This window comes from Pseudomonas luteola NBRC 103146, assembly GCF_002091675.1.
In the GTDB taxonomy this organism is placed as follows: Bacteria; Pseudomonadota; Gammaproteobacteria; order Pseudomonadales; family Pseudomonadaceae; genus Chryseomonas; species Chryseomonas luteola.
Genome location: NZ_BDAE01000002.1, coordinates 1 through 26,613 on the forward strand (window position 1 = coordinate 1; position 26,613 = coordinate 26,613).

Sequence of the window (26,613 nt, forward strand, 5' to 3'; positions counted from 1 at the left end):
AGCAGGAAAACTTCCCATATGCTGCTTATCACTGCCAGAATGATCGGCTGATGAATATATTTATCAGGTAATCTAGGCCGATGTCAGATCTTCTTAATCCACATATATCGCATGATCCTGATACGTTGATCGCTTGTCCTGAGTGTGATCTTTTAATGCAAAAGGTCACACTAGCAGTAGAAACTGAGCACAAGATATTGTGCTCAAGATGCGGCTATGAGCTTTATCACTTTAAAAGGCGAGTGGTTGATAAGGGGCTCGCTTTGGTCGTGACTGCTTTGCTTCTTTTTATACCTGCTAATTTCCTGCCCATCATGAAGCTTAAAATGTTCGGGCAACAGACATATGACACTGTCTGGAGTGCAGTCATAGCGCTCTATAAAGCAGACATGACGATCATTGCTTCACTTGTGCTCTCGTGTAGCCTATTTATTCCTCTCATTAAACTGATTTGTCAGTTGCTGGTCCTTATCAGCCTTAAGCGACCTTCAATCAGATCAACAGGTATCTTATTGCTAAAGTGCTATCAGCATCTTCGTGAGTGGGGAATGTGGGAGATCTACTTGTTAGGCATCCTGGTTGCGATGGTCAAAGTCGGCGATGTAGCCGAATTAAGTCTGGGTGTGGGTTTGTTTTGCTTTACGGCTCTACTGCTTATCCAGGTCTGGCTGGACTCGCTTATGTCACTCCAGCAGTTATGGCAGGAAATAGAGGTGGAGTCTGGTCATGCGGGCCGTTGATCAAAGCCTATGGGTATGCCGTGAATGTCATAAGTTAAACAAGCCTGCCCACTCTTGCAGTCGTTGCGGAGCGGCTCTTTATCCCCGTGTTCCCAAGAGCATATCGAGGAGTTGGGCGCTACTGGTTGCCGCCGCTATCTGTTATGTTCCGGCAAATCTTTTGCCCATCATGACGGTGAGCTATTTTGGCAAGGGCGAACCGTCAACCATCATCTCTGGCATCATTGACTTGATTAACAACGGAATGATTCCTATTGCTGCAGTCGTCTTTGTCGCCAGCATTATTGTTCCTACATTCAAACTTATTGGACTGGCCTGGCTGTTGATTTCCGTCCAGCGCAAAAGAGCAATGCGCGCTCGGCAACGCATGTTTCTGTTCCGTTTTATCGAGTGGATTGGACGCTGGTCCATGCTTGATATCTTCGTAATCGCAATTTTGGTAACCCTGGTCAATTTCGGCAATTTTGCCAACGTGGATGCCAATTCCGGCGCGATCGCTTTCGCAGCTGTAGTAATTTTGACCATGCTTGCTGCAAAGACTTTTGATCCTCGATTGATCTGGGATCACGCCTGCTCAGAGGATAACGATGGGTGATTTGCCCCAACCTGTAATACGTCCTGCCTCACGTTGGTCTGCCCTTTGGGTGTTACCACTGATTGCCTTGGCCATTGCTGCCTGGTTAGGGTGGAAGGCTTATAACGAGTCTGGAACGCAAGCCACGATCCGCTTTGATGATGGGGAAGGTATTAGTGTTGATCGAACAGAGGTGCTTTATAAAGGTATCTCTCTGGGTAAGGTAAGTAACATCAAGGTCGCAGAGGATAGCCGGGGAGTTATCGCTACGATCAATATCAACAAGGATGCCGAGAAATACCTGCGTTCTGAAACACGTTTCTGGCTGGTGAAACCCCGCGTGTCGTTAGCAGGTGTAACCGGCTTGGAAACCCTTGTCTCTGGGCAGTACATTGCAATTCAGCCTGGCGGCGGAGAGGCTGCACGGGATTTTGTGGCATTGCGCGATCCTCCACCATTAACCAGTAATTTGCCCGGCCTGCACCTTACGCTCAAAGCCGAACGATTAGGTTCTCTTATACAGGGTAGCCCTGTGTATTACAGGCAGCTGGAAGTTGGGCAGGTAGAAGGGTATCAGCTAGGCAGCGATCCTCGAGTTGTCGAGGTCAAGATTCATGTCCGTGAAGAATATGCGCACCTTGTCCGCAAACATACCCGCTTTTATAACGCCAGCGGTATCAGTGTTTCCGGTGGGCTTGACGGCTTCAAGGTGCATAGTGAGTCGATCATAAGTCTCGCGGCGGGCGGGATTGCCTTCTTCACGCCTGGAAACCATGAAGACAGTCCACCTACCAACAGCTCTCCTTTCAAGCTGTATAGCGATTATGAGGCTGCCGAGGCGGGTTACAAGGTGGTTCTGCATGTCCGCGACGTTGCAGGGCTGAATCCGGGGCGCACGCCTGTCATGTTCAATGGTGTGCAAGTAGGTACCATGAAAGCCTTGAGCATGAATGAGGACTATACCGGTGCTACTGCCGAGTTGATGATGGATCCTCGCACCGAATCGCTCATGAATGTGGGCAGTGAGTTCTGGACGGTCAAGCCTTCGATTTCACTGGCAGGCGTAACGGGAATCGAGGCATTGGTAAAAGGAAATTACCTTGCCGTGCGGTTTGCCAAGCATGGACGTCCCGCTCGCGAGTTCACGATTCGTTCCAAAGCGCCTCCATTGAACACAGATGCACCTGGTCTGCACTTGGTTCTGTTCAGTGATCGTTTGAGTTCAGTTGATATTGGAAGTCCGATTCTCTATCGGCAAATGCAAGTGGGAAGCGTGCAAAGCTATCAGCTGTCTCGCGATCAACAGAGGGTTGTTATCGGTATACATATCGAGCCTGAATACGCGTCTCTTATCAACTCTTCGACTCGCTTTTGGAATGCCAGCGGCGTGACGCTTACCGGTAATCTGAATGGTGTTCAGGTCAAAAGCGAGTCGCTGCAAACGTTGATTACTGGCGGGATTGCATTTTCTACGCCGGATCTAAAAGCCAAACGTGTAGGTGATGCACATCGTTTTTCGCTGTTCAAGGATCAGGATGAGGCGATACGTAAAGGTACACTGATTGAGCTACGTATGGATAACGGCGAAGGCATGAAGCCTGGAACTCCACTTAATTTCCGTGGTTTGAAGGTGGGGCAGGTAGAAGATGTCGATCTGGCAGATGATTTGGCCAGTGTAAGGGTCAAGGTTCGCGTGACCGACGCGGAAGACCGTATTGCCAGCTCGGGTGCTCAATTCTGGGTGGTAAAGCCCGAACTGGGGCTCTTGAGAACGGAGAATCTTGGTACGCTGGTAACCGGACGCTATATCGAAGTCTCACCAGCTGCTCGTGTAGGTGTCGCCAAGACCCGTTTCGATGTTCTACCCGAGCCACCTAACACGTTGGATAAAGAGCCGGGGCTGCATCTGGTCCTCAGCGCTTCTCGACGTGGTTCGCTTAAGCCAGGCGTTGAGGTGAGCTATAAGGAAATACCGGTAGGCAAGGTTACGCGCCTGGAGTTGAGTAGCGAGGCCAACCGCGTGCTGGTACATATTCTGATCGAGCCACGTTATGCCCCATTAATACATGCCGGAACGCGGTTCTGGAATGCGAGTGGTGTTGCGGTGGATGCCAGCCTGTTCAGGGGCGTCAAGCTACGCAGCAACTCGTTTGAGGCTCTTCTGGAAGGCGGAATCGCCTTTGCCACGCCTGAACAGGATATGGGTAAGCAGGCCCTGCCAGGCCAGACGTTTGTTCTGTTTGATGAAGTAGAGCCTGAGTGGCAGGGCTGGTCGCCGAAGATCAAATTGGGTAACGCAAATTGAGAGGAACAGGCCTAAGCCTGCTCCTCTTCAAGCGTCTCCGTTATTGCAGGCGCGACCGATTCTTCCTTGCGGTGAATGTATTTCCAGTCATCCTCATCGATATAAATACCATTCGGACTGCTGCCGCCCTCAAGGTCTATCGCCACGTGGGCGGCTACCTGAGGCTTTACGCTGGCCAGGATGGGCACAAAGCCTAGCTGGCGGCTCGTCTCGATCAGGGCCATCTGATTGCGTTCGTCAATGTCCGCGGCTTCGTCGAGATAGTAGGGCAGACGTATGCGGCTGGCTTGTTCACGATCCATCAAGTGCAGGAGCAGGTACATGTTGGTCAGTGCCTTGATGGTCATGGTCGTGCCGTTTGAGGCTGCACCGTCAATATCGGTGTGAATAATCGGTTGGCCACCGACCTTGGTAATTTCAAAGGCCAGTTCGAACAGATCTTTCAGGCCCAGCTGGTTATGGTTGGCTGCAACCAGGCGAGCAAGATATTCCTTGGCCTCTTCGTTCTTGGCGTCCTGCTCGGCGCTTTGGGTAAGATCGAAAACAGAAAGCGTTTCGCCCTCTTCATATTGGCCTGCGCTGTGAATGATCTGATCGATGTGCTTGAGCGCGTCCTTGTTTGGTGCGAGAACAATGCGAAAGCTTTCCAGGTTCGAAACCTGGCGGCGGTTGATTTCTCGGTTGAAGAGTCCCAGCTGGTGCTCCAGGTTGTCGTAGTCGTTACGGATGTTGCGCAGCGTACGGGCAATATCGGTCACAGCGGCGCGACGAGCTTTGGCTAGCGTCAGCGCTTCGTCCTGGCGATGGGCGTAGGCATTGACGAGTAGGGTCAGTCGGCGCTCCGGGTCGTCTTCGTTGTCAAACTTGGCGACTCCTTTGAGGCGAACCTGGGCATAGAGGGCGTCGATTTGTGTATCGATACGCTGCAAGGCTTGCCAGGTGTCTTGATAGTCGTTAAGCAGGGGCAGCAGGTTATCCAGCGAGTCATCTACTGATTCCATGAAGGGAATTCCCTGGGGAAGATCGCTAGGAAGAAGCTGCCGGCGACGCAGGGAGTCGTCCAGGGTACGTTGCTTGGCTTCCAGATCGGCCAGTTGGCGTGCGATCAGCTGAAGCTTTACGGAAACCTGCTGAACACGTTCAGTAAATGCATCGCTTGAACGCTTGAGCTCGTCCTGGGAGGCTTCGAGTTGAGCCAGCTGCTCGAGTTTTTCAGCCTCCTGGGCAGCCAGCGTCTGATAGCGACGGAAGTCTTCCAAAGCTTTTTGAGCATCCAGTACTTCCTGATAGAGCTTATCGGACTGCGCCTTGCTCAAGACGCGATCAGCGGCAACGGCTTGCTGGGTCTTGAGCTGCTTGAGTTCGCGTTCCAGACGATCACGCTGGTCGCGTAGTGCAGCGCGGTCAGCTAGCGCCTGTAAGGTTGGAGGCTCAATGGAGGAAAGGTCTATCGAGAGGCCTGGAGCTTCGAAGCGCTCACCGTTGAAGCCATCCAGTACAGTGCTAAGTGTCTTCATCCATTGGGTATCATCCAGACGGACACCCTGTTCACCCAAAGGCAGGCTGAACAATGCGCCATTGAACAGGCGCATCAGCCGATCAACATCCTGCTGCGAAAACTCCTCACGCAGACGCGCATAGCTGTTGTTATCCGCGTGATCCAACTGCTGAGCGATCGATTTAAGACGCCTTTCAAGGTCACGGACACGCTCGTCAAGATCGCCATTGCTGAACTGTCTTGACTGAGACAGGGCGCCAGCCAGCTCATCATGCGCGTCTTTGGCAGCCATGAGGCTCTGCTCGAGCTGAGCGGCAGATTCAGCCAGGGCAAAGCGGTTCTTCAGGGCAGCCATCTCTCCCAGCCAACGCTGGATCTCGCTGAGCTGGCGCTCCAGACGCATCATTTCCTGGGTGCTGTTACGCTGAGTGTTCTGCAGGCGATCCTGTTCGCTGCGCAGGTGTTCGGCCTGGCTGACCAGCTCATCGCGGCGATCTTCGGAATAGGTTTGCCACGCACCGAGAAGTGCATCCAGCAGCGGCGAAAGGCGGTGCAGTTTACCGCGCAGCCGTTCGCGTTGCTGGACACCGTTGGCCAGCGCCTCTACCAGCGGGCCGGCTGCGACCAGAGCCTGATAGTCCTGTTCCATACGACGTACGTCACGGAAGGCTTCCTCAGTAGCGGCGATATAGTCGACGCTGCCGGAGCGCAGGCTGTGTTCGAAGGCATCGAGGAATAATTGCTTGAGCTTAGCCGCCGTGATTTCACGCATGTGGAGCAGGTTGATAAACAAGGCCCGGAAGGTCTTGAGGCTTTGTTCACTGGTGGAGCGCAGAGGGATCAGCGTCAGGTCCAGAGGAATGGAGGTATGGCCGCCAACCAGAAGACGCCTTAGCTCCTCGGGTTTGACCTCGTAAGCCTTAATGCCTTCTCGCTCCAGATTTTTGAACAGCTCGCGTTGCCTTAGGCAGGTGCCGTTTTTCTGGTAGTGAGCCAAGTCCAGCTCGCCGGCATAAGCAAAGAACTGATGGCCAAAGCCGCCTCCCGGCCCTCGGCCTACTACACCAATCACATGGGGTCCGTGGGGCAGAGAAAGCTCTACCAGGATGTAACTGGTGTCGGTAGCGAAGTAGAACTTGCGTGATTGCTCGAGGTTGTACTTGCCAAAGCTCATGTCAGACATGCGCGCCAGGATAGGAAACTGAAGCGCATTGATTGAGGCGCTCTTGCCCAGGTTGTTGGCGCCGTAGACTGACAGCGGATGTTCAAGCGGAAAAAGCCCCAGGCTGTAACCCGCTGTATTGAGCAGGGCAAAGCGGCGGATGCCGTAACGGGTCAGGCTCATGCGTCGGTCTCCTGGTAAGCGCGTTCTTCTGCGACGGCTCGGGCCAGCTCGTCCTCCTCATCAAGTGTCGTCAAGGCGTCGATATCGTCATCAAGCAATTCGGGGGCGGGCAAGGGCAGATCACTGTGGAGCGTGGCGGCCAGATCCCGGTCCTGCTGAACTGCCAGACAGACGTCCAAAAAGCGGTGCATGGGCGGCAGGAAGCGATAGATACCGTTGTCTTCCGAAGCAAAGCCAAGCTGGGTCAGGCGGCGCAGGATTTTTTCCTCCAACTCATCTTGCGTTTGTACTTCAGCCTGCAGGAACAGGTCTCGGTACTTTTCCAGCAGGGTCGGCAGTTCGTCACGACCTAAGCTGCCGCCATCCAGAACACTGAGCGGATCACGGCCCTGATCCGCCAGATGCTCGACCATGATGAACGTGAACAGCGCCAAGCGCTGGGCCGTCTTGTTTACCTGGGCGCCCATTTGTTCAGGCACGAAGTAATAAAAACCACGTGTATCGCAAACAAGCTCGAAGCCCAGCGCCTTGAAGAGGGTTCGATAGGCATCCTGAAGGTTGGACAGTTGTGCGTATAGCTCGGGCTCGCGGCGGCTGATATGAAAGCCCTTGAGCAGCTCGCGGAAAATCGGCGCAAGCAAGGAGAGTTCAGTTAAATCAATGTGCATGGGGGGTGCTCGCAGTATCTCGGGCGGAGAGGGCGAAAGAGCACAGGCTGACCTGGTGCTCGGCAGTATTGTAATCACGGCGCGGCAGACGCTCGCGCTGGAAGCGGCTGTCACGGGAGAGACGAGAGAACCAGTACAGGAGCTCGTCGGTGGCGCCTTCAGGCTCCTGTTCGAGTAGCCAGATCATGAGGTCTGGCATAGGCAGGGCATTTTCGCAGCGATCCAGCATTTCACGGGCGGTACGAGGTGCCTTGGGCTTCGTGGTTTCCTTGCGTGACTCGCTTGCCTTGGGAAATTGCGCTGGCTTGGGCTCGAAGCGTGCCAGGGCGTATACATAGCTTTCCACCTGAGAGGCTGTACCCAGGAAGACGCTCTGGGGGCGACTGAAGAGGGGAATAGCTGTCTGCGGAACGGCATCCAGACCTTTACGGCGTATAGCGGCCAATGCCAGGGCTGCGCCACGAGTAATGGCATTGTGGCGGCGGGCTTCTTCACGTAGCGGCAGTAGCAGCTCACGTGCACGGCGCAGCGAGAGTTGGGCCGTCGTCTGCATTTCAAGAATTCGGGCATGGGTGCGCAGCAGCAGATCATCATCGACCAGCTTTCCCAGGCGATGTTGCTCACCCATCAGGCGTAACAGGACGTGCTCGACCCGATTGACACCTTTCTCGAAGATGCCATCGGCCGAGACGAGCTGAATCATGGGTTCGACATATTCGTCCCAGGTAGCCAGGACTTCGGCGTAACGCTGCCGCAACGGGATCTGACGATCATTGGTCTTGGCCCGCTCGGCGACTCCTACAAGGGCGTGCTCGTCGTTACTCAGCTTTTTCAGGACGTCCCGTACACGCATATCCAAAAGGCGCAGCTGTCGGGCCAGCTCATTGCTGTCTCGTGCTTCGAAAGCGTCCTGGATATGAGCGGCAAGCCGTTCCAAGTGGCGCAGGTAGGCTTCGATTTCAAGGCACAGCCCCAGGCGGTGTTCGCGACGCAGGTAGGCCAGGAAATCATGAATCTGTGCGTTAAGCTCGAAACGGTTGGGGCTCTTGGCAACCGGGACCAAAATATCCAAGCGGATCCACGCATCGAGTAGTGCCGTGATATCGGCTGGCGTGCTGTCAGGTAGCTGGGCTCCAAGCCGGGTGCGGAGTTCTACAAGGCTCAGCGTGCCGCTGTCGAAGTGCTCGCACAGTGGGTCCAGCTGCGCCCAGTGTTCGGCAAGTGCGCGGAGAACGCGCTTGGGATCGATCATGACGGGGCCGTTTGCACAAAAGAGTCAATTGTACTGTATGGCCCTAGGCTAAAGGATCAGCTTTGACATGTGGTCGGCCAGTTTGCGTAATGAGTACGCTTTGGCCTTTCCGTCAGGTAGCAAGGCGCGCGATAATTGGTCTTTTTACAGCGTCCGCTGCGGCGCTGATCTATGATGAGCCGTATGACTTTTTTGTTGCTGACGGAATGCTGCCAATGATGGCCGAAGATCGGCGCCGCGCGTATCTGCGCGCCATGCAGATAGACGTCTGGCTGCCACGAACGACGCTGCCTTTTGCTGCACCTTCCCGTCCGGAATTGCTGGCATATGTCGATCCAACTGCCTTGCCCGAGGAGCCAGCACCGGCTGTCGCTCGGCCAGCCCCCAAGGTGGAGGCGCCGGCTGCAAAGCTGGTTCGGCCGGAGCGTCCTACTGTTTCTTCGGCCAAGGTCGCCACGCCGCCTGAGTCTGAATCTCGTCCTGAGCCGATCAAGCGAGAAGCGCCGCCTCGCTTTTCCCTGCAATTACTGCGAGCCGGATCTTGCCTTCTGCTGGTTGATCTACCGGCAGGCGCTTCCCTGGCAGGACGCGATCCTGCCTATGTACTCCTCAGAAACATGCTGCATGCGGCTGGCCTGCCTGACAGCCCCCAGTCATTGGGTGAGCCTATTCGCTGGCCGTTACTGGCCAATGCAGCGCTTGATCAGGGGCCTGCCGAAGCGCGAACCTTTGTGCAGAGTGTTGTGGCCTCTCAATTGGAAACCGAAACCTGCGATTGCCTCTGGTTAGTTGGTAGCGCCGCCGCTCGCTTTGTTTCAAGCGGTGATGTGAAAATCGAATGCCAGGAAATCCGACTGGATAGTCTCGGTTCTGCCTGGGTCATTCCGGGGCTTGAAGCCCTCATGGAGCAACCCCGCCTAAAAGCTGATGTATGGCGTGCCATGCAGCGTATCCGCCCCCGTTGGACAGATGTTAGATGAGCGATTTCATTCATTTTCGGCCGATGACCGAAGCCGATCTCAATGCTGTTCTCAAGATTGAATATGCTGCCTTTAGTCACCCATGGACACGCGGTATTTTTCTGGACAGCCTTAAGTCCTACAACTGCTGGGTAATGTTTGAAGGTGAGCAGCAAGTGGGACACGGTGTGATCAATGTCATTCTGGATGAGGCCCATCTGTTGAACATCACCGTGAAGCCGGAAAGCCAGGGTAAAGGCCTGGGTTACCGGCTCCTGGATCATCTTATGAAGCAGGCTTGCCTGGCTGATGCCAGAGAATGCTTTCTTGAGGTTCGCGAAAGTAACCAGGCGGCCTATCGACTCTATGAACGCTATGGTTTCAATGAAATAGGCCGTCGTCGGGATTACTATCCTGCCGCCGGCGGGCGAGAAGATGCCCTGGTCATGGCGTGCACGTTGCTGGACTGAGCCAGGACTTAATGTCCTGGCTTCTTCTCGTTCAGATCAAAATCATCAGCAGGTTGCTCAATATCGAGATCGGTTGCATCCAGGTCGGCTGAGTTCTCGGCACGGCGCTGGTCGGCCTCGTTGACTTCGTCCGGGTTGCCGTCCCATTTTTCACCATCCAACGGCAGGACGCGGCCCATTTCGGCTTCGTCCATGCCAACGCCACCGCCGATGTCCCTGTCACTGACTACGGTCAGCTCCTTGTCGACAGGCCATGCATCACCATATTCATTCGGATTACGTGCGCCTGAGTCGTCCAGCAAGGTTTCAGGCGTCATGTCATCCAGAGTGACGTGGTGATCGGCTGTTTCGCCTTCCGTCATGCCCGCTTCACTGACGCGCTCCGGGGGGAACTGGCCTTCGTAGTCTTCTTCGGTCTGCTGGTCTCGGTCTTTGCCATGGAATAGCTCATCGTTGAAGTTCAGTTCCTGCATGCCGCCCATGCGGTCTTCGTTATCGTCGATGGGCAGAGGGTCTCGGTTCATATCAGGCTTTTTCATAAGCGTCTCCTCAAGAGATTCGGCTATCCCATACAGTCGGGTCATGTTGGTGTGACCCCATTTAGGCGACGGGATTCCTTTTGTTCGCCTATGCTCGATCTGCCAAGGAGTTGTCGAAAACCCTTCGAACGATGATGAAAATTCACAGTCAGAGCGTACATGATGAATTCAGAGATCGAATTACCCGTACCTCTTCAGCGCTGCGCTTTTTTTCTCGACTTGGACGGAACGCTTGCTGCCCTACAGCCCCGCCCGGAACAGGTTTTTATTCCTGAAAAAACGCTTTCTTCAATTCATACGCTTACCCAGGCAGGCATTCCTGTCGCGGTAGTGTCTGGACGCCGAATCGATGATATTGACCATCTGGTCAAGCCGTTGCAATTGCCAGCCGGAGGCATTCATGGTGCCGAGCGCCGCGAATATTCAGGCCAGATGCATCGTCTGGCGCTTGACGCTGATCTGCTAACGCGCATAGGCGCAGAGCTTGGCGCTGCTATTGAATCGCATCCTACGCTCTATCTGGAAAGCAAAGGCATGGCGTTTGCGCTGCATTATCGTCAGGCGCCTGAGCTGGAAGATGAAGCGCGGCGGATTGCCGAAACTCTGGTTGAGCGTTATCCGCAGCAGCTGACGTTGCAGCCCGGCAAAAGCGTGTTTGAACTTAAGCCTAAAGGCGCGAGCAAGGGCGCGGTGATACGTACCTTCATGCGTGAGGCACCCTTCGATGGACGAGTCCCTGTCTTTCTCGGTGACGACCTGACCGACGAGGCTGGCTTTGAAGTCATCAATGAAATGGGAGGCCTTTCCATCAAAATCGGAGAAGGCTCGACTGTGGCGCAGCAACGACTGGAGTCGGTCGAAGCTGTGGCCGATTGGCTGTGCGGACTGGCAGAACAAGCCGGTAACGCACGCGTAGAACAAGAGGATTGAAGATGAGCCGTTTGGTGGTAGTTTCTAACCGTGTAGCACCCATTGAACCGGGAAAGGCTCCGTCGGGAGGATTGGCAGTAGGCGTGCTCGACGCATTGCGGCAGTCAGGCGGTATCTGGCTGGGCTGGAATGGCGATGTTTCCAATGAGGAAGTGCCGCCCGGCAAGAACGAGACACACGATAACATCACCTATCATACCTTCGCGCTCAACAAGCGTGACTATGATCAGTATTACCGCGGCTTTGCCAATGCAACGCTGTGGCCGGTTTTTCACTATCGTGTCGATCTCTCGCGCTACAGCCGGGAAGAGTATGATGGTTACCGTCGCGTCAACGCAGCCATGGCAGAGCGTCTCAAGCCTCTGTTAAAGCCTGACGATATCATTTGGGTGCATGATTACCACCTGATTCCCTTTGCGGAAGCCTGTCAGATGATCGGTATCCGCAACCGTATCGGGTTTTTCCTGCACACGCCGTTCCCGGCACCTGAAATCCTGACAGCCATTCCGCCACACAATGAGCTGCTCAAGACGTTGTGCTTCTATGATGTGGTGGGCTTTCAGACGGAAACGGACAAGCTGGCATTCCAGGATTACATTACACGCGAAGTTCGTGGCGTGCTGGAGAGCGATGGCAGCCTTACGGCGTATGGTCATAACTTCCGTGCCGAGGTCTATCCGATCGGTACTGTACCGGACGATATTATCAAGCAGGCCGAATCCTACCGCGCACGCCGTAACTTCATCTCGCGCAGTATCGAAGGTGTGCCTTATAAGACGATTGTCAGCGTGGATCGTCTTGATTATTCAAAAGGGCTGGTGGAGCGCTTTTGCGCTTATGAAAAGCTTTTGGAAAGGTTTCCTGAGCACCGCAAGCGGGTGCAGTTTGTCCAGATCGCACCGACTTCTCGCTCCGATGTGAAAACCTATCAGCATATTCGTCAACAGCTTGAGTCCCAGGCGGGTCATATCAATGGTCGCTTCTCCGAGCTGGATTGGACACCGATTCGTTATCTGAACAAGAGCTATGACCGCCGTACCGTCATGGGGCTGTTCCGCTCTGCTGATATTGGTCTGGTAACGCCGCTGCGAGATGGTATGAATCTGGTAGCCAAAGAATATGTGGCTGCGCAGGATCCAGAAGATCCTGGCGTATTGGTACTCTCGCGTTTTGCAGGGGCAGCCCGTGAGCTCAACTCGGCGCTTATTGTTAACCCTTACGATGTGGTGGGCATGGCCGAAGCCCTTGATCGCGCCATTAGTATGCCGCTACAGGAGCGTAAGGATCGCTATGAGGACATGATGCGGATTATCCGCAAGAATGATCTGGCCTCCTGGCGTGACAAGTTCCTCAAGGATTTGCGGGCGGTAAAGGCCAGGCCTGTAGCTAACCTGCGTGCAGTAGGAGCTACAGGCGCTTAAGCAAAGGCTTAAAAAGGCCCGCAATGTAGCGGGCTTTTTTATGGAAATTTTTCGCAGACAATAAAAAAGGGTCTAGCCGAAGCTAGACCCTAGAAATAGGTGGTGGCTACGCAGGGACTTGAACCCCGGACCCCAGCATTATGAATGCTATGCTCTAACCAGCTGAGCTACGTAGCCATCCGAGGCGCGCATTATTCTTTCTCCAAAGCCCTGTGTCAACCCCTCTTTTTCATTTAATTGCTTAAAAACTAACGTTTTTTTATGGATGGGCGATTGCCTTGGTAAAAGCGCCTGGAAAGGCGCTTTCGTTTAGGTCCGATAATGGCAAGGTGTTAGCAAACTTTGTTCAGGCCGTAGCAGTCCTTAACAGGAGCGTCTTCTAAAGGCGTATTTCTAGACCAGGAGAGAGCAATGGATAACTATCACGTCACCAAGGGCGACAAGGGCTGGGAGCTGAAAAAGGAAGGCGCAGCCCGTGCCTCCAAAAGCGCTGAGACCAAGGCGCAGCTCGTAGAGCAGATGCATGAGTTTTTTGAGGGAAAGACGGCGTCAGTCAAAATTCACAAGGTGGATGGCACCCTTGAGGAGGAGCGTACCTATCCTCGTAGCGCCGATCCACGCAAGTCAAAAGGTTAGGGCAAGGGGGCCGTTGCGGCTATCAGTCAAGAGAGAGGCAACGGCGACTCCCGTGTATGTCCGGTCAAGGACGACTAGGGCTTCATGAGCTTGCCCCAAATTGCCCTTTAGCATCTTTAAAGAATGAACTGTTTCTCAATCTGAAAGGGTGTTTAAACAGTATTGGCACTTAAAGACTATTCGTTACTTATTAGGCAATATTCATTTGTCCACTGGGCATTATATCTACAATGACTTTTCTGTAATCATTACGTCATCTCCCTGTGCTGCCCCGTTCCGATAATTAAAGAACAAACTCCGGACCTGTTTATAAGTAGGTATTCGCCTGCTTGTTTATCAGGGAGAAGGTAACTTTATAGTTGGAAGCGAGATGAAAATGAAAGGTTTGATTGTAGCTGCCCTTGTCCTTGCCAGCAGTTCCGTATTAGCTGACCAAATCCCCTCCGATGCCGCCAGCACGCCTGTTGTCGAGCATTACACGTATTCAGACCACCTGGATATCAAACGTGTCATCGACAGTCCCGATATCACCAGTTTCTGTGGTGTCCGTCCTGTACGCATGACATATGAAGACCATAATGACAAAGTTCATGTAATGGAGTATCAGGTTTCGGGCTCTGGTTGTAATGATAACTAATAGGGTTATTTAATCTATTTGATTGTCAGATGTAATTGTTGATTTAATTTTATTTGATATTTTCTGATCAAAAGAGGTGCCTTGCATACTTGTTCAAGGCATCTCTTTTTGTTTTTGAATTAAAAATAGTTTATTTAAACGGCACGCTTGACGAGCGTTTTTACTCACCTGTTGAGGGACTTAAAAACATGCCTGCTTTCATAAACGTTTGTGTTGTGCGAGGTAACGCACGGTTACAGGCTAACAAAAGCAGGGTAATGCCTGTCAGAGTGAAGGCCTCGGTGGCATCGGTTGCCTCGAGGCGTTTCATTTTTAATGCGCAGAGAGGACACGCATGCGAATCAGCATTCGACAGATCACGATGCTCTTCCTTATGTTTCTGGCAGGTGCGGCATATGCTCAGGCTCAGCAGAGCCAGTCGGATCCAATTAGAATTCTGTTTGTAGGTAACAGCTATACCTATGTCAATGACTTGCCAGCCGTACTGAGTGAGATGTCCAGGCAAGGCAAGCAGGCCCGCCCGATCGAGACCAAGACACTGGCTTTCTCGGGCGCATCGCTTGAGCAGCATTGGACGAAAAAGGACGTTCAGCAGGCGTTGCAGGAGCAGAAGTGGGACTACGTCGTCTTGCAGGAGCACAGCATGTTGCCGGTCAAGAATCCAGACTTCATGTACAAGTATGCCCGGCTGATCGATGCTGAGGTCAAAAAGAACGGTGCCAAGACAATCCTGTACCTGACGTGGGCTCGCCAGAACGACCCGGCGATGCAGGCCAAGCTGGATAAGGCGTACACGACACTGGCCAATGAGCTGGGTGCGCTGTTGGCGCCAGTGGGGCAGGCCTGGCAGACTGCTTTGGCGGAAAAGCCTCAACCGTCGCTGTTCCTGCCTGACGGTAGCCATCCTTCCTTCACCGGCTCGTACATAGGCGCTTCGGTGTTTTATTCGCTGATCTACGGTCAGATGCCGCCCCAGCCTAGTGCAGCAGAGTCCAAGCGGCTGGAAAAGGCGAACGCAGGAGAGTTGCAGCAGGCTGCCTGGAAAGCAGTTCAGTCTTTGTCACCAGCATTGCGGACTTCACCGGACAAGGCAATGCACGCCTCGGCTCAGTAGCAGGGGAGGCTCGCCCAAGGAGAGCCCTGGGCGAGACCTATGACTCAAGGTATATATTTCTTTTCCTGTAGGCGCTTGATTGCGCCTATCAGGCAGTCTTCGGTGCTGACCGCTTCTGTAAAGCCTGCACGACGAATCTTGCCCATATCCGAGATCATGTCGAACTCGGTGTTGAAGACAAAATCGCCAAACTTCCAGCCTACAAGCTTCTCATACGGTACGGATTCCAGCTGGTGCTGCTCAGCCAGTTTTTGCCAGTCGTCAGCCTTGCTCGGCATCTGTGTTGCCAGTGAGAAAGGCTGCGGATCGGCGACGTCCATATCCAGAGCTTCACCAATCTTGTGCCAGAGCCGCTCCCAGCGGAACGGCTCGCCGACCAGGTTGAACGCTTCGTTGCGAGCGGCCGGGTCCAGCGCCGCCCATACACTGGCTCGTGCCAGCCAGTGTGCATCGGTCAGCTGAGCCAAGACCCCACGGTAGGCTTTCATCGAGCCCGGGAAGCGCAAGGGCACACCGGCTTGTTTACTCAGGGCTGCAAAGGCCCCGATGACCAGCGCGATGTTCATGGGGTTGCCTGCAATATCACCCACCACCACATCAGGACGCAGAATAGACCACTCGAATTCTCCCTGGGCGGCGCGCTCGCGTAGCAGGTCTTCCTGGGTGTAATAAAAATTAGGCGAGAGGTGGCGCGGGTCGTCCTCATAAAAAGGCGCCGCTGTTGGACCCAGGTGCACGCCGTAAACCTTGGCCCCCTGGTAGTGAACGACACGTTGGAGCTTAGCGCCGGCAGACTTCAGGCCGTCCAGTACATTGCGCAGCATGGCGCCATTAATGTCGGCTTCCTTGGCCAGGCTGCTATCAGGACGTAACGCTGCATAAAAGACATGAGTCGTATCCCCCGCCTGGCTTAGCGCCTGGGCAGTGGCGTTGGCGTCAGTCAGATCAAGATCAATGGTTTCAACGTTCGGTACGAAGGTACGACGGACGGCGCGGACTCGCCATTCAGGATTTTCGGCCAGAGTTTCAACAACGGCATTACCGATGATGCCGCTTGCCCCAACGACCAGGGCAACCTTGGAAGCTGACATATGCGTTCTCCACGAAATAGCTAACGAGTTGGATGAGGTCTGTTTGATGTTACTAAGCTGATAACGCTCAGCCCTACTTGGTTCCGAAAACCAATAGCATCCTAATGGATATATCGACAGGATATCGAACCGACAGCAACGTCATGCGGTCGATGAATGAAGCCTTCAATATGTATTGCCAGTAGAGGCGTGGTCAGACGGAAGGGTTACAGCAGCGTGCAGTGAGTGTCCTGTCCTGACCCGGACTTGCCAATTCACATGTCAGAGCCTGACATTCATAGGAAGATTACATATGTCGACGTCTTCACCCGAGCCCGATACAAAACTGCGCCGCGCGATTACAGGTCCTTTGCTGCTGTTGTTTATCCTCGGGGATGTGCTTGGGGCCGGGGTGTATGCACTGGCGGGGAAGATTGCAGGTGAGGTAGGCGGAGCCATCTGGGTGCCTCTGGTAGTGGCAATGGGATTTGCCATGTTGACGGCGGCCTCGTATGCAGAGCTCGTCACCAAATATCCAAAAGCTGGAGGTGCTGCGGTGTTTGCCGCACGGGCCTTCAAGCATCCCCTTGTGTCCTTTCTAGTGGGTTTTTCGATGTTGGCCGCCGGTGTCACGAGTGCTGCCGGCCTTTCCCTGGCCTTTGCGGGTGATTATCTCGGGGCGTTTATTCACGTTTCGCCCACGATGACAGCACTGGTCTTTTTAACGCTGGTGGCTCTGCTTAATGCGCGTGGGATCAAGGAATCGCTTAATGCCAATCTGGTCATGACGCTGATCGAGCTGTCGGGGCTTTTATTGGTCGTTATTCTGGCCGTGTTGTATGTAAGTCATGGGCAGGGAGAGCCGGCGCGGGTTCTTCAATTTGCCGAGGGGACTTCTCCACCGCTGGCGGTATTGGGCGCTGCACTGCTGGCCTTCTATTCGTTTGTAGGGTTTGAAGTGTCGGCCAACATTGCCGAAGAAGTGAAAGATGTAAGACGTATTTACCCAAGGACCTTGTTCGGTGCGCTGCTGATCGCGGGCGTAATATATGTTCTGGTGGGGCTGGCGGCTTCCATCGTTTTGTCACCTGCACAACTGGTGGAATCTTCTGCACCGTTGCTGGACGTGGTTCGGGCAACCGGCTACGGCATACCCCCGCAACTGTTTGCCGTGGCGGCCTTGCTGGCGGTTTCCAATGGCGCATTGCTGACCATGATCATGGCAAGCCGTCTAGCTTATGGCATGGCCGAGGAGGGGCTGCTGCCCCCAGTGCTGGGGCGTGTACTGCCGCGTCGGCGTACGCCCTGGGTAGCGATTATTGCCACAACGCTTGTAGCCATGGCGTTGACTGTTACAGGGACGTTGTCGGCTCTGGCCGAGACGGTTGTGCTCCTACTGCTTTTTGTATTCATGAGTACGAACGTGGCCGTTTTGGTGCTGCGCCGCGACAAGGTCGATCAGCCGCATTTCCGGACCCCTACGCTGGTGCCGTTGCTGGCGATCGTGTCGTGTCTGGTGCTTTTGAGTCAGCAGAGCGCGGAGACCTGGCTGCGTGCCGGCATTCTGCTCGGGGTCGGCGTGGTGCTTTATTTCGTAACGCGTGCTCATTCGACACGTGAAGCGGCGGATGTTGTGTAAGACAAGGTCTTTGCAGGCCGGGCACGACCTGCAGGAACGTGTGATATGCGTTAAAAAATCCAGCGTTGCGGGCGCTGATGCATATTGGCGCTGGCAGGTCTCCAGGGGCGAACGGAAAGTTCGGCCTGTGTGGCGGAGCTGGGCAGTGCAGCAGGTGCGTTGGGGTAGGCAGACAGGTTAGTGGTAAGCGTGGGTGAAGGTTGCGCCTGGGTTTCGTGTCCTAGAAACCAGGCGGCAACCACCAGCAGGGAAACAGCAAGACAAGATGCGGTACGGCTATGCAGGGAGTCCATTCCTTGGCTCTCACAGAGGATAATCAACCGCCTAAATCATATCGGGTAAGTTCATCTGTGAAGCCCTGGATGCCAACTTTATTGCAAAACCGGGCGAACTCTCACATCGGTATGTTGCATGGTTGGCACATGGGAGGCGTACCTCTTCAACTCGGGCGCAAGGTGCCTCGAAGGTGCTGACAGAATTCAATGACCTCATGAGCTCGCATGTGGTTGGATGAGTCTTCCGTCTGCCGCACGGCGGCCGTAATCATCGATTCGATGTTCTGGATATGAATCAGCTTGAGGTCGCTGCTCATATTGCCCAGTTCGATCAACTCCGCAATTCGGTTCTCAGAGCGGGTCAACAAGCGTTCGACAACATCAAGGCTCTCATCAAGCTCGTTTTTGACAGGGGAGGCGTAGAGGTAATCGGTGAGGGTGGGAGCAGGGCGGACTTGCGGTTCCATCGCGGGGTTCCTCATGTGACCTGTGCAGGAATATGGCACGCTCGAGGCAAGATGTATCGCTACTGGCACTTAGGCGCAAGAGCCTGACCTCGTCCAAGAGACGAGTGGTTTATACCGTCGTCGGTTGGTGTGCTGCAAGCGTCAAGGAGGCGGCTTCCAGCAGCGAAGCGCCGAAAGCCGCCTGTATCAGGCGTTCTGATCGATCACACTGCGGTAGAACAGCCATTCATGTTCAAGGGCATGGGCCTGGTTCTTGGCCTGCCTGAAACCATGGCGTTCGTTGGGGTAGAAATAACCTTCGGCACGAATGCCGCGATCTTTGAGTGCATGAAGCATGGCCCGTGTCTGCTCCGGGACAACGACGGCGTCCAGCTCACCCTGGAAGAAGATGACCGGGACATCGATCGTGTCGGCATGCAGGAGAGGCGTCCGCGCCCGGTAACGCTCCGAATCCTTCTTAGGGTCGCCAATGAGCCAGTCCAGATAGTCGGCTTCGAATTTGTGGGTCACGCGAGCCAGAGCGGCCGGATCCGTTACGCCGTACAGGCTGGCGCCGCCGCAAAACACAGTATGGAACGCCAGCGCGCATAAAGCCGTATAGCCACCGGCGCTGCCGCCTCGGATAAAGGCGTGGGCCGGTTCGATCAATTCTTGCTCGGCCAGATAATCCACTACAGCGCAGGCATCTTCGACATCGGCCTCACCCCAGCGCAGGTGAAGCGCGTTGCGGTACTCCCGTCCGTAGCCGGTGCTGCCTCTGTAATTGAGATCGGCAACGGCAAAGCCGCGTTGTGTCCAGTACTGGATACGGGGATCGAAGACGGGGTAGCAGGCAGAAGTAGGGCCGCCATGAATGAATACTACCAGGGGGGGCTTGGCCTCTCCTGTCATGGCCGGGTAGAAAAAGCCGTGCGCTTCGCCATCGCCGCTGGGGTAACGTAGGGCCTTGGGTTGGCTGATGCGCTCGTTAGGCAATGGCGCAATACCGCCCGCCAGAATCTCGATGTTGCCATTCTGCCCGTTGATCTCAAGGATGCACGAGGGACGATTGGGCGCTGCGGCAATGCAATAGATGTATCCATCATGCAGGGCCAGGCTGCGAAAGCGGGTGAAGTCTTCCGCGAAGCGCAGCACTCGACCATCGGCCTCGCGTCTGCCCAGGTGGCCGAAGCCTTCTTCGAACCAGGTGGCGATGTAACGCTCGCCGCCCAGGCTGTACCAGCTTCTGCCGCCCAGCTGGAAGGGGGCGGCCGCATGATCGGCCTTGATGGCAGTCAGTCTGCTGACGCCTGAGGTGCATTCACCCCATGGTTGCCACCAGCCGTCACGGTCGGACAGGCAGTAGAGCTGGTCCTGTTCATCAAAACGGGGCTGTTGAATCGACTCCGGATCGCTGCCTGCAATGCAGACCGGCGCCTCCCATTGCCCGTTGTCCAGGCGCTCGGCGCACATGAGGCGAGTGGAGGTCCATGGTTGGTGTGGGCGACTCCACTCGATCCAGGCCAGGCGCTTGCCGCTGGGGCTCAGCGTAGGCGAGGCGTAGAAGTCAGCACCCTCGGCCAAGACCTGACGGTGGCTGCCTGCGAGGGAAATAGCGACAAGCCGGTGAATGACGGCCTCTTCCTCATGGGCTTCTTCCACCGCCATGATGAGGTTGGCTGCATAGTGCAGATCACCATAGCGGCGTTTACCCTGGGTCAATGCCACAGGTTGGCTGCCATCGAGTGGTTGACGGTAAAGCTGTTGATCCGAATCGTTGACGAAGACGGCCTCTGACTCGGTCAGGCAAAACGCGCCGCCTCCGTACTCATAAACGTGGCTGCGTGCACTGTAGCCATCCGGCGTCAGGCAGTGCGGTTTGCCATCATGCCAGCGCCATAGACGGCAGGCGCCGTCAGCAGGATCATACTGATTCCAGAAAAGCCCCAGTGCCGATGCCTGTAGCTCGGCAAAATCGATGCCTGCCGCGACGGCCTGTTGAGCGGTAAAGGTGCCGTCTGCGTCTGTAGAAGCAGGGTGCTGGTAAGCCATGGTGCTTCTCCGTTGCTATGTAAGACTCAGGCTTTGGCGATAAGCCTGGAGTTCCGCTCATTGCGAAAGCTTAGCTGCTCAATGCTTTGAGTGGCATGCTCCGCCTCGGTACGGGCGTTGAGGATCACGTCGTGATGTGGGGACTTGCTGCAGACCGGATCGGCGTTGGCCGCATCGCCGGTCAGCATAAAGGCCTGGCAGCGGCAGCCACCAAAATCCTTTTCCTTTTCATCGCAGCTGCGGCAGGGTTCTGGCATCCAGTCATAACCGCGGAAATGATTGAAGCCAAAGGAGTCATACCAGATGTGCTGAAGGCTATGATCCTTCACATTCGGAAACTGGATCGGCAGTTGGCGAGCGCCGTGGCAGGGCAATGCGGTGCCATCCGGCGTGACAGTGAGGAAGATACTGCCCCAACCGTTCATGCAGGCCTTGGGACGTTCTTCATAATAGTCCGGCGTCACGAAGATCAGCTTGCAGGGATGGCCTTCGGCTTCGAGCTTGGCGCGGTATTCGTTGGTGATGCTTTCGGCGCGTACCAGTTGCTCTTTAGTGGGTAACAGGCCGGCCCGATTGAGCTGCGCCCAACCATAGAACTGGCACGTCGCAAGCTCGACGAAATCCGCTTCCAGGGCGATACACAGCTCGATAATACGGTCGATCTTATCGATATTGTGCCGATGCGTGACAAAGTTGAGCACCATGGGATAGCCATGAGCTTTTACCGCGCGGGCCATCTCCAGCTTCTGGGCAAAGGCCTTTTTGGAACCGGCGAGCAGGTTGTTCACCTCTTCGTCGCTGGCCTGAAAGCTGATCTGGATATGATCAAGCCCGGCATCACGGAACGTGGCGATCTTCTGTTCGGTCAGGCCTATGCCAGAGGTGATCAGGTTGGTGTAGTACCCTAGTCTGCGAGCTTCGCCGATCAGTTCGGCCAGATCCTGGCGTACCAGAGGCTCGCCGCCGGAAAAGCCCAGCTGTGCTGCGCCCATCTGCCGGGCCTGCTGCATGACGGTGAACCACTGTTCGGTGGTCAGCTCCTTGCCTTGAGCCGCAAAGTCCAGGGGATTGGAGCAGTAGGGGCACTGCAGGGGACAGCGGTAGGTCAGTTCTGCAAGGAGCCACAAGGGCAGCCCTACCGCAGGCTGCTCAGGCAGGTTAGCCGAGTTGGATCCAGTGCTCTGCACGAGCAACCTCCATGAACTGCTCCACGTCGTCGCCGAGTTCCGGGACGCCTGGGAAGCGTTCGTTCAACGCATCAATGATGGCGGCCACGTCACGCTGACCGTCGATAAGCTCGCCAATGGCGCCAGCACTTTCGTTCAGTTTGATCATGCCTTCCGGATAGAGCAGGACGAAACCGTTTTGTGCAGGCTCGAATTGAAAACGATAGCCCGGGCGCCAGCGCGGCACCTGGGTGCGGTCGAAGCTCATAGTTGAATTCCTTTATGCCAGACGCGCTGGTCGGTTACGGTGTGGTAAGGCGGCCGCTTCAGCTCGTAGGCCATGCTCATGGCATCCAGCATGCTCCAGAGGATATCGAGCTTGAATTGCAGGATTTCAAGCATGCGCTGCTGGGATTCATAAGTGGTGTAGTGCTGGAGGGTGATGTGCAGGCCATGCTCCACATCGCGGCGTGCCTGACCAAGGCGTGTGCGAAAGTATTCATAGCCGGCTGGGTCGATCCAAGGGTAATGCTGGGGCCAGCTATCCAGACGCGATTGGTGGATCTGCGGAGCAAACAGTTCGGTCAACGAGCTGCTGGCTGCTTCCTGCCAGGAGGCGCGGCGCGCAAAGTTGACGTAGGCATCTACCGCAAAGCGTACGCCAGGGAGCACCAATTCTTGCGAGAGAACCTGCTCACGGTCGAGCCCTGTTGCTTCAGCCAGGCGTAGCCAGGCTTCGATTCCACCTTCCGTTCCGGGGGCGCCGTCATGGTCAAGAATGCGCTGAACCCACTCGCGACGAACCTCGCGGTCCGGACAGTTCGCCATGATGGCGGCGTCTTTTAGAGGAATGTTTACCTGATAGTAGAAGCGGTTGGCCACCCAGCCCTGAATCTGCTCGCGTGTCGCACGGCCTTCATACATGGCTACGTGATAGGGATGATGAATATGGTAATACGCGCCCTTGGCGCGCAGGGCCTGTTCGAACTCTTCAGGGGTGAGGGCGTGTGGCATGTCTGGCCTCCTCGGTAGATAAAATGACCGGATGCACGCGGATCACAGCTCGATGCTCATGCCATCCCAGGCGACTTCGACGCCGCGTCGCTCGACTTCTGCGCGTTCGGGCGAGTCTTCATCCAGGATCGGATTGGTGTTGTTGATATGAATGAGCACCTTGCGTGGCGAGGTCAGCTGGTCGAGGACCTCAAGCATGCCGCCGGGGCCGCTCTGAGCCAGATGGCCCATCTCGCGGCCGGTGCGAGTGCCAACGCCACGGCGTTGCATTTCATCGTCTTCCCACAGAGTGCCATCGACCAGCAAACAATCCGCTTCGGCCATTTTAGCCAGCAGGGCGTTATCTACCTGACCCAGGCCGGGCGCGTAGAACAGCTTGCCGCCCGTAAGCAGGTCTTCAACGATCAGCCCGATATTGTCACCGGGATGCGGATCGAAGCGGTGCGGCGAATAGGGCGGTGCAGCGCTACGCAGCGGTAGAGGTGTGAAGCGCAGGTTCGGGCATGCCGGAATAACGAAGCTGCCTTCCAGCTCGATACGGTTCCAGCGCAGGCCACCGTTCCAGTGTTCCAGCATGTTGAACAAAGGGAAGCCAGTCGTGAGATCCTGATGAACCATGTCAGTACACCAGACCTCGTGGGGGCAGCCCTCGCGCAGGCTGAGCAGGCCGGTAGTGTGGTCGATCTGGCTATCGAGCAGAATGATCGCACCGATGCCGGTATCCCGCAGTGCACGGCCCGGCTGCATGGGGGCGAAACTCTGCAGCTGCGCGCGGATATCCGGTGAGGCGTTGCACAGCACCCAATTTACGCCGTCATCGGACAGGGCTATGGACGACTGGGTGCGAGGTTGCGCACGAAGGCTGCCGTCACGAACACCACGGCAGTTGGGACAGTTGCAGTTCCACTGGGGAAAGCCGCCGCCTGCAGCGGAGCCAAGAATCTGGATATACATGATTTATCTATGAAATGCGGCCAACTTAGAACTTGTCACGAGCGGCGAGGGACATTCAGGAGAAGCACCTGTTGGCGGTCCGGCTGCGCCGAACAGGCCTCGCGGTAGGCATGACCCACTTCTAAGGTGGCTAGAAAAGGAACGCCCCGGATAACCGGGGCGCTGGATCACGCAATCAACGGTTAGCGAAGTACATGGTGACTTCGAAGCCAATGCGCAGATCGGTATAAGCAGGTTTAGTCCACATAATGAATACCCCTCAAAGTGATATCGGAAAGGTCCGATTTACTTAGTACAAAATACCTTGCATACGTTCAGGATAAACACATCCTGAAACGCACTTAAGCTAGTTTACCCTGATATGGTGCGACGTATAGTTACAGGGTTCGCCAATGTGTTTCTGTCGAGACATGGTTGGCTAAACAGGTCCAGCCGTGGTAGGCGCTGTGTAAGGCATGCAGAGCGTGCTGAAGGTCGTCAGGGTGCAGAGCCATGATCGCTTTGCGAAGATCATCAAGATAGGTCGGCGGATAACCTCCCTGATGGGCGCTCCATAGCTCTTCACCCAGCTGGCGGGTGTCGAGTGCACTAGGTAGGAACTGATCGGCAAGGACCTTTTGCTGCTGCCCGAATGGCTTATGGGTCAGTGCAGCGATGTCGGTCGGCAACCGGGCAAGAAACGCCTCGATATGATTAAGGATGTCTGCGGTCGTCACCGTTGGAGACTGGATGCCAAACACGAGCGTTGACCGTCCCGCGATCTGACGGACACTGGAAAATACCGCATACCCCAGCTGCAGCTCCACACGCATGCGCTGGTAAAAGCGCGGTTGCACGAGATGGCCAAGGAACCGCCAGGCGGCCTCCTGCCGGATGTCATGGGGCGGTGCCGGACAGGCCAGCAGAACGGCATGTTCAGACGAGTGCCCGGGAACGGTGTGCCACCATCGACCACTACGGCTTGGCGGGACTGGGGGGCGCTGTGCAGGTACTCCAGGCAAGTCCAGCAAGCAATGGCGAAGCGAGTTCAACTCCATCTCCGAAAAGCCGATAGACAAGCTATCCCACTGTGCAACAGACCATTGTCCAGCAAGCTGGGCGGGGCCTTCCATTTCCTGACCTGCCTGATCCGTCTGGGTTTGAGGAGGCTCCGCCATCAGATCGGTGAGCCGGCTTATGAGCTGCCTGATAGGCATGCTGTTCGGCTCAGCGGGCGTCTGGCTGAAGGCTTGCCAAGCTTCGTGGCTGGGCCTATGGAAGATAGGGATGAGCGCATGGAGTACAGCCGGAATCGCCTCACTTAAGCCGGTCAGCCTAAGCTGCCATTGCTGGCCAAGCGTGCTGAGGGAAACTTCAACACCTGCCTGGCGTGCCTGATGGATGATAGCTTGCAGTGCGTGGTTGAGTGTGCGGACGAGAGCCGGTTGATTCGCGGCCGGTTCCAGAAAGTACCAGCGGATATACAGTGCACCTTCACCCTGGTCGGCAGCCGCTTCCTGGATACTCTGAAGGGCGGGTAGCGAAACGGAATCTGCTCCCGTCTCGATCTGTGCAGGCACTAGGAATGGGTTGAGCGGTGGAAGCGTCCAGTTCAGGGCTGGCGCTTGCTGACGCTCGCATGCGCCTGGAGCAGGAAGCAAATTCTGTTCAGGCTTCAAGTGCCCGAGCAGGTGTCGCAAAGCGGTTACGCCAGCGCTTGATAGACCCGGTGCTTTCAACCCGTCGTCGAGAAGTGACCGGGCCAGTGGCAATGCGGCGCTGGTTGCACGTGTTCGCTGCGCGAGGCGCGTGTATTCTGCCTGTAGCTCAGTCAGATCAGGCTGGCGTTCCAGGAACGTCAGCCAGTCGAAAAAGGCATGAGCTATCTGTGATGACGCTTTAATGCCTGCCTTGGTCAAGGCTATTTCAACAGCGAGTACCGCCTGCTGCCTGAAGTGATAGAGCGGCTCCAGCGTCAGCGTCTTGATCCATCCTTTCTTTCGCAAGGTGCTTATCAGGCCGCCGGTATGTTCGGCGTGCGTCCAGAGAGCCAGGCAATTAATGGCCTCACGACTATCAGCGGACAGGTCTTCCAAGGCGAACAGCAAACTGAGCGTCTCTGTGTTCGGAGGCTCTATCGGTGCTATGCGTTCTGGAGGAAGAAGCGCAGGGGGCGATAATGGCTCGATACGCTCCCCCGCATTGAAGCTAGCGCCGTAACGGTCTGCCAGCTGGCGTAGTTCACCCAGGGGCTGTGGTCCGACCAAGACCAGCGTCATCTGTCCGGCTTGATAGAAGCGCTCGTGGAAGCCTTTCAGTGCTGCTTGAAAACGCAGGTTGGGCACGAGCAGGCTGTAGCGGTTGCCCGCATGGAATGCTGTGACAGGATGGCGGCGCGATAATGGGTGCATCTGCCACGTCAGGCGGTGCGTGCGGGTATCCCTTGACCAGGCAATAAACTCAGCATGGATAACCTCGCGCTCGCGGCGTTGATCTTCGTGGGCAAGACGCGGGTGGACGAGCATGTCACACAGACGGGCAACTCCACCTTCCAGCGCAGCAGGTGGCACCTCGAAAAAAAAGTCCGTGGTGCGATCCCGTGTACTGGCATTGACCTGCCCGGCATGGCGTTGCACGTAAGCCATCAGGCCTTCATCGGCGGGATAGGCCTGCGTGCCCAGGAAAAGAAGGTGCTCAAGGAAATGTGCAAGCCCGGGCCATGCGCCATCCACATCATGACTTCCTGCGGCGACCCGAATGGCGGCCGAGGCCCGTTTGAGTCGAGGCACCTGTCCCAGAATGACGGTCAGGCCGTTAGCAAGGCGAAGGGATTCAAATCGGGTGGCAGACAAGTTATTCATGGCAGTCGTTATGCACCGGTGATATGCACAGGGCTTGTTGGCGCCGCTCTGCGGCTTTGTTGCAGGCAG

The 26,613-nt window shown here is 55.6% G+C and carries 25 protein-coding genes and 1 tRNA gene; 11 read left to right on the top strand and 15 right to left on the bottom strand.

What is annotated here, in order from left to right; all coding sequences use genetic code 11:
* The first annotated feature begins 80 nt into the window (after nt 1–80).
* The 3 genes from PLU01S_RS02425 to PLU01S_RS02435 are packed head-to-tail and all read left to right on the top strand — an operon-like array spanning nt 81 to nt 3,619.
* Nucleotides 81–740, top strand: coding sequence for a paraquat-inducible protein A (locus PLU01S_RS02425; protein WP_074821759.1), 660 nt, complete (start codon nt 81–83; stop codon nt 738–740).
* Complete coding sequence (locus tag PLU01S_RS02430) at nt 727–1,335, top strand: paraquat-inducible protein A (RefSeq protein WP_074821762.1); 609 nt, start codon at nt 727–729, stop codon at nt 1,333–1,335. The genes PLU01S_RS02425 and PLU01S_RS02430 overlap by 14 nt, the downstream gene beginning before the upstream one ends.
* On the top strand, nt 1,328–3,619 hold the full coding sequence (locus PLU01S_RS02435; RefSeq protein ID WP_074821764.1) for a PqiB family protein: 2,292 nt from the start codon (nt 1,328–1,330) through the stop codon (nt 3,617–3,619). The genes PLU01S_RS02430 and PLU01S_RS02435 overlap by 8 nt, the downstream gene beginning before the upstream one ends.
* Nucleotides 3,620–3,630: 11 nt before the next feature.
* On the opposite strand, the gene mksF is transcribed toward PLU01S_RS02435, so the two are convergent.
* The 3 genes from mksF to mksB are packed head-to-tail and all read right to left on the bottom strand — an operon-like array spanning nt 3,631 to nt 8,382.
* The gene (gene mksF, locus PLU01S_RS02440) at nt 3,631–6,462 is read right to left on the bottom strand and encodes an Mks condensin complex protein MksF (protein WP_074821766.1); all 2,832 of its coding nucleotides are present in this window, start codon (nt 6,460–6,462) and stop codon (nt 3,631–3,633) included.
* Nucleotides 6,459–7,130: an Mks condensin complex protein MksE gene (gene mksE, locus PLU01S_RS02445; protein WP_074821770.1), complete on the bottom strand. Its 672-nt coding sequence runs from the start codon at nt 7,128–7,130 to the stop codon at nt 6,459–6,461. The genes mksF and mksE overlap by 4 nt, the downstream gene beginning before the upstream one ends.
* Nucleotides 7,120–8,382 carry an Mks condensin complex protein MksB gene (gene mksB / locus PLU01S_RS02450; RefSeq protein WP_074821772.1) on the bottom strand — a complete coding sequence of 421 codons (1,263 nt, stop codon included), beginning with the start codon at nt 8,380–8,382 and terminating at the stop codon, nt 7,120–7,122. The genes mksE and mksB overlap by 11 nt, the downstream gene beginning before the upstream one ends.
* A 215-nt stretch (nt 8,383–8,597) precedes the next feature.
* Here mksB and PLU01S_RS02455 point away from each other — a divergent pair, with 215 nt between their 5' ends.
* Nucleotides 8,598–9,362, top strand: a complete 765-nt coding sequence (locus PLU01S_RS02455) for an energy transducer TonB (RefSeq protein ID WP_074822579.1) — start codon at nt 8,598–8,600, stop codon at nt 9,360–9,362.
* Complete coding sequence (gene rimI / locus PLU01S_RS02460; RefSeq protein ID WP_074821775.1) at nt 9,359–9,811, top strand: ribosomal protein S18-alanine N-acetyltransferase; 453 nt, start codon at nt 9,359–9,361, stop codon at nt 9,809–9,811. The genes PLU01S_RS02455 and rimI overlap by 4 nt, the downstream gene beginning before the upstream one ends.
* An 8-nt stretch (nt 9,812–9,819) precedes the next feature.
* On the opposite strand, the gene PLU01S_RS02465 is transcribed toward rimI, so the two are convergent.
* Nucleotides 9,820–10,350, bottom strand: coding sequence for a hypothetical protein (locus PLU01S_RS02465; protein ID WP_074821778.1), 531 nt, complete (start codon nt 10,348–10,350; stop codon nt 9,820–9,822).
* 162 nt (nt 10,351–10,512) lie between these two features.
* On the opposite strand from PLU01S_RS02465, the gene otsB reads away from it, so the two are divergent.
* Both otsB and otsA read left to right on the top strand, forming a co-directional pair.
* Complete coding sequence (gene otsB / locus PLU01S_RS02470; protein ID WP_074822581.1) at nt 10,513–11,280, top strand: trehalose-phosphatase; 768 nt, start codon at nt 10,513–10,515, stop codon at nt 11,278–11,280.
* Nucleotides 11,281–11,282: 2 nt separating this feature from the next.
* Entirely contained in the window at nt 11,283–12,701 is a 1,419-nt protein-coding gene (gene otsA / locus PLU01S_RS02475; RefSeq protein WP_010795941.1) for an alpha,alpha-trehalose-phosphate synthase (UDP-forming), read from the top strand.
* A gap of 100 nt (nt 12,702–12,801) precedes the next feature.
* On the opposite strand, the gene PLU01S_RS02480 is transcribed toward otsA, so the two are convergent.
* Nucleotides 12,802–12,878, bottom strand: a tRNA-Met gene (locus PLU01S_RS02480).
* Between the two features lie 234 nt (nt 12,879–13,112).
* Between PLU01S_RS02480 and PLU01S_RS02485 the strand changes: the two genes are divergently transcribed.
* From PLU01S_RS02485 to PLU01S_RS02495, 3 genes are all read left to right on the top strand, one after another.
* Nucleotides 13,113–13,337: a DUF2188 domain-containing protein gene (locus tag PLU01S_RS02485; RefSeq protein ID WP_074821781.1), complete on the top strand. Its 225-nt coding sequence runs from the start codon at nt 13,113–13,115 to the stop codon at nt 13,335–13,337.
* Nucleotides 13,338–13,707: 370 nt separating this feature from the next.
* The gene (locus tag PLU01S_RS02490) at nt 13,708–13,974 is read left to right on the top strand and encodes a DUF2790 domain-containing protein (RefSeq protein WP_083397816.1); all 267 of its coding nucleotides are present in this window, start codon (nt 13,708–13,710) and stop codon (nt 13,972–13,974) included.
* Nucleotides 13,975–14,308: 334 nt separating this feature from the next.
* Complete coding sequence (locus PLU01S_RS02495; RefSeq protein WP_010795938.1) at nt 14,309–15,088, top strand: SGNH/GDSL hydrolase family protein; 780 nt, start codon at nt 14,309–14,311, stop codon at nt 15,086–15,088.
* 44 nt (nt 15,089–15,132) lie between these two features.
* On the opposite strand, the gene PLU01S_RS02500 is transcribed toward PLU01S_RS02495, so the two are convergent.
* Nucleotides 15,133–16,179 carry an SDR family oxidoreductase gene (locus tag PLU01S_RS02500; protein ID WP_019366416.1) on the bottom strand — a complete coding sequence of 349 codons (1,047 nt, stop codon included), beginning with the start codon at nt 16,177–16,179 and terminating at the stop codon, nt 15,133–15,135.
* A gap of 292 nt (nt 16,180–16,471) precedes the next feature.
* Here PLU01S_RS02500 and PLU01S_RS02505 point away from each other — a divergent pair, with 292 nt between their 5' ends.
* Entirely contained in the window at nt 16,472–17,797 is a 1,326-nt protein-coding gene (locus PLU01S_RS02505) for an APC family permease (protein ID WP_019366415.1), read from the top strand.
* Between the two features lie 50 nt (nt 17,798–17,847).
* Here the strand turns inward: PLU01S_RS02505 and PLU01S_RS02510 are convergent, their stop codons facing one another.
* The 9 genes from PLU01S_RS02510 to pqqF form a co-directional block, all read right to left on the bottom strand.
* Nucleotides 17,848–18,090 carry a hypothetical protein gene (locus PLU01S_RS02510; protein ID WP_010795935.1) on the bottom strand — a complete coding sequence of 81 codons (243 nt, stop codon included), beginning with the start codon at nt 18,088–18,090 and terminating at the stop codon, nt 17,848–17,850.
* A gap of 146 nt (nt 18,091–18,236) precedes the next feature.
* The gene (locus PLU01S_RS02515; protein WP_010795934.1) at nt 18,237–18,539 is read right to left on the bottom strand and encodes a hypothetical protein; all 303 of its coding nucleotides are present in this window, start codon (nt 18,537–18,539) and stop codon (nt 18,237–18,239) included.
* Between the two features lie 186 nt (nt 18,540–18,725).
* Nucleotides 18,726–20,570: a S9 family peptidase gene (locus PLU01S_RS02520; RefSeq protein ID WP_074821784.1), complete on the bottom strand. Its 1,845-nt coding sequence runs from the start codon at nt 20,568–20,570 to the stop codon at nt 18,726–18,728.
* Nucleotides 20,571–20,596: 26 nt separating this feature from the next.
* Complete coding sequence (gene pqqE, locus PLU01S_RS02525; protein ID WP_074821787.1) at nt 20,597–21,757, bottom strand: pyrroloquinoline quinone biosynthesis protein PqqE; 1,161 nt, start codon at nt 21,755–21,757, stop codon at nt 20,597–20,599.
* Complete coding sequence (gene pqqD, locus PLU01S_RS02530; RefSeq protein ID WP_074821790.1) at nt 21,729–22,004, bottom strand: pyrroloquinoline quinone biosynthesis peptide chaperone PqqD; 276 nt, start codon at nt 22,002–22,004, stop codon at nt 21,729–21,731. The genes pqqE and pqqD overlap by 29 nt, the downstream gene beginning before the upstream one ends.
* Nucleotides 22,001–22,750 carry a pyrroloquinoline-quinone synthase PqqC gene (pqqC, locus tag PLU01S_RS02535; RefSeq protein WP_019366409.1) on the bottom strand — a complete coding sequence of 250 codons (750 nt, stop codon included), beginning with the start codon at nt 22,748–22,750 and terminating at the stop codon, nt 22,001–22,003. Before pqqC ends, pqqD begins: the two co-directional genes overlap by 4 nt.
* Nucleotides 22,751–22,792: 42 nt before the next feature.
* Nucleotides 22,793–23,704, bottom strand: a complete 912-nt coding sequence (gene pqqB / locus PLU01S_RS02540) for a pyrroloquinoline quinone biosynthesis protein PqqB (RefSeq protein WP_074821793.1) — start codon at nt 23,702–23,704, stop codon at nt 22,793–22,795.
* A gap of 175 nt (nt 23,705–23,879) precedes the next feature.
* On the bottom strand, nt 23,880–23,951 hold the full coding sequence (gene pqqA, locus PLU01S_RS02545) for a pyrroloquinoline quinone precursor peptide PqqA (protein WP_003243383.1): 72 nt from the start codon (nt 23,949–23,951) through the stop codon (nt 23,880–23,882).
* A gap of 130 nt (nt 23,952–24,081) precedes the next feature.
* The gene (gene pqqF / locus PLU01S_RS02550; RefSeq protein WP_074821795.1) at nt 24,082–26,544 is read right to left on the bottom strand and encodes a pyrroloquinoline quinone biosynthesis protein PqqF; all 2,463 of its coding nucleotides are present in this window, start codon (nt 26,542–26,544) and stop codon (nt 24,082–24,084) included.
* Between the last annotated feature and the right edge of the window lie 69 nt (nt 26,545–26,613).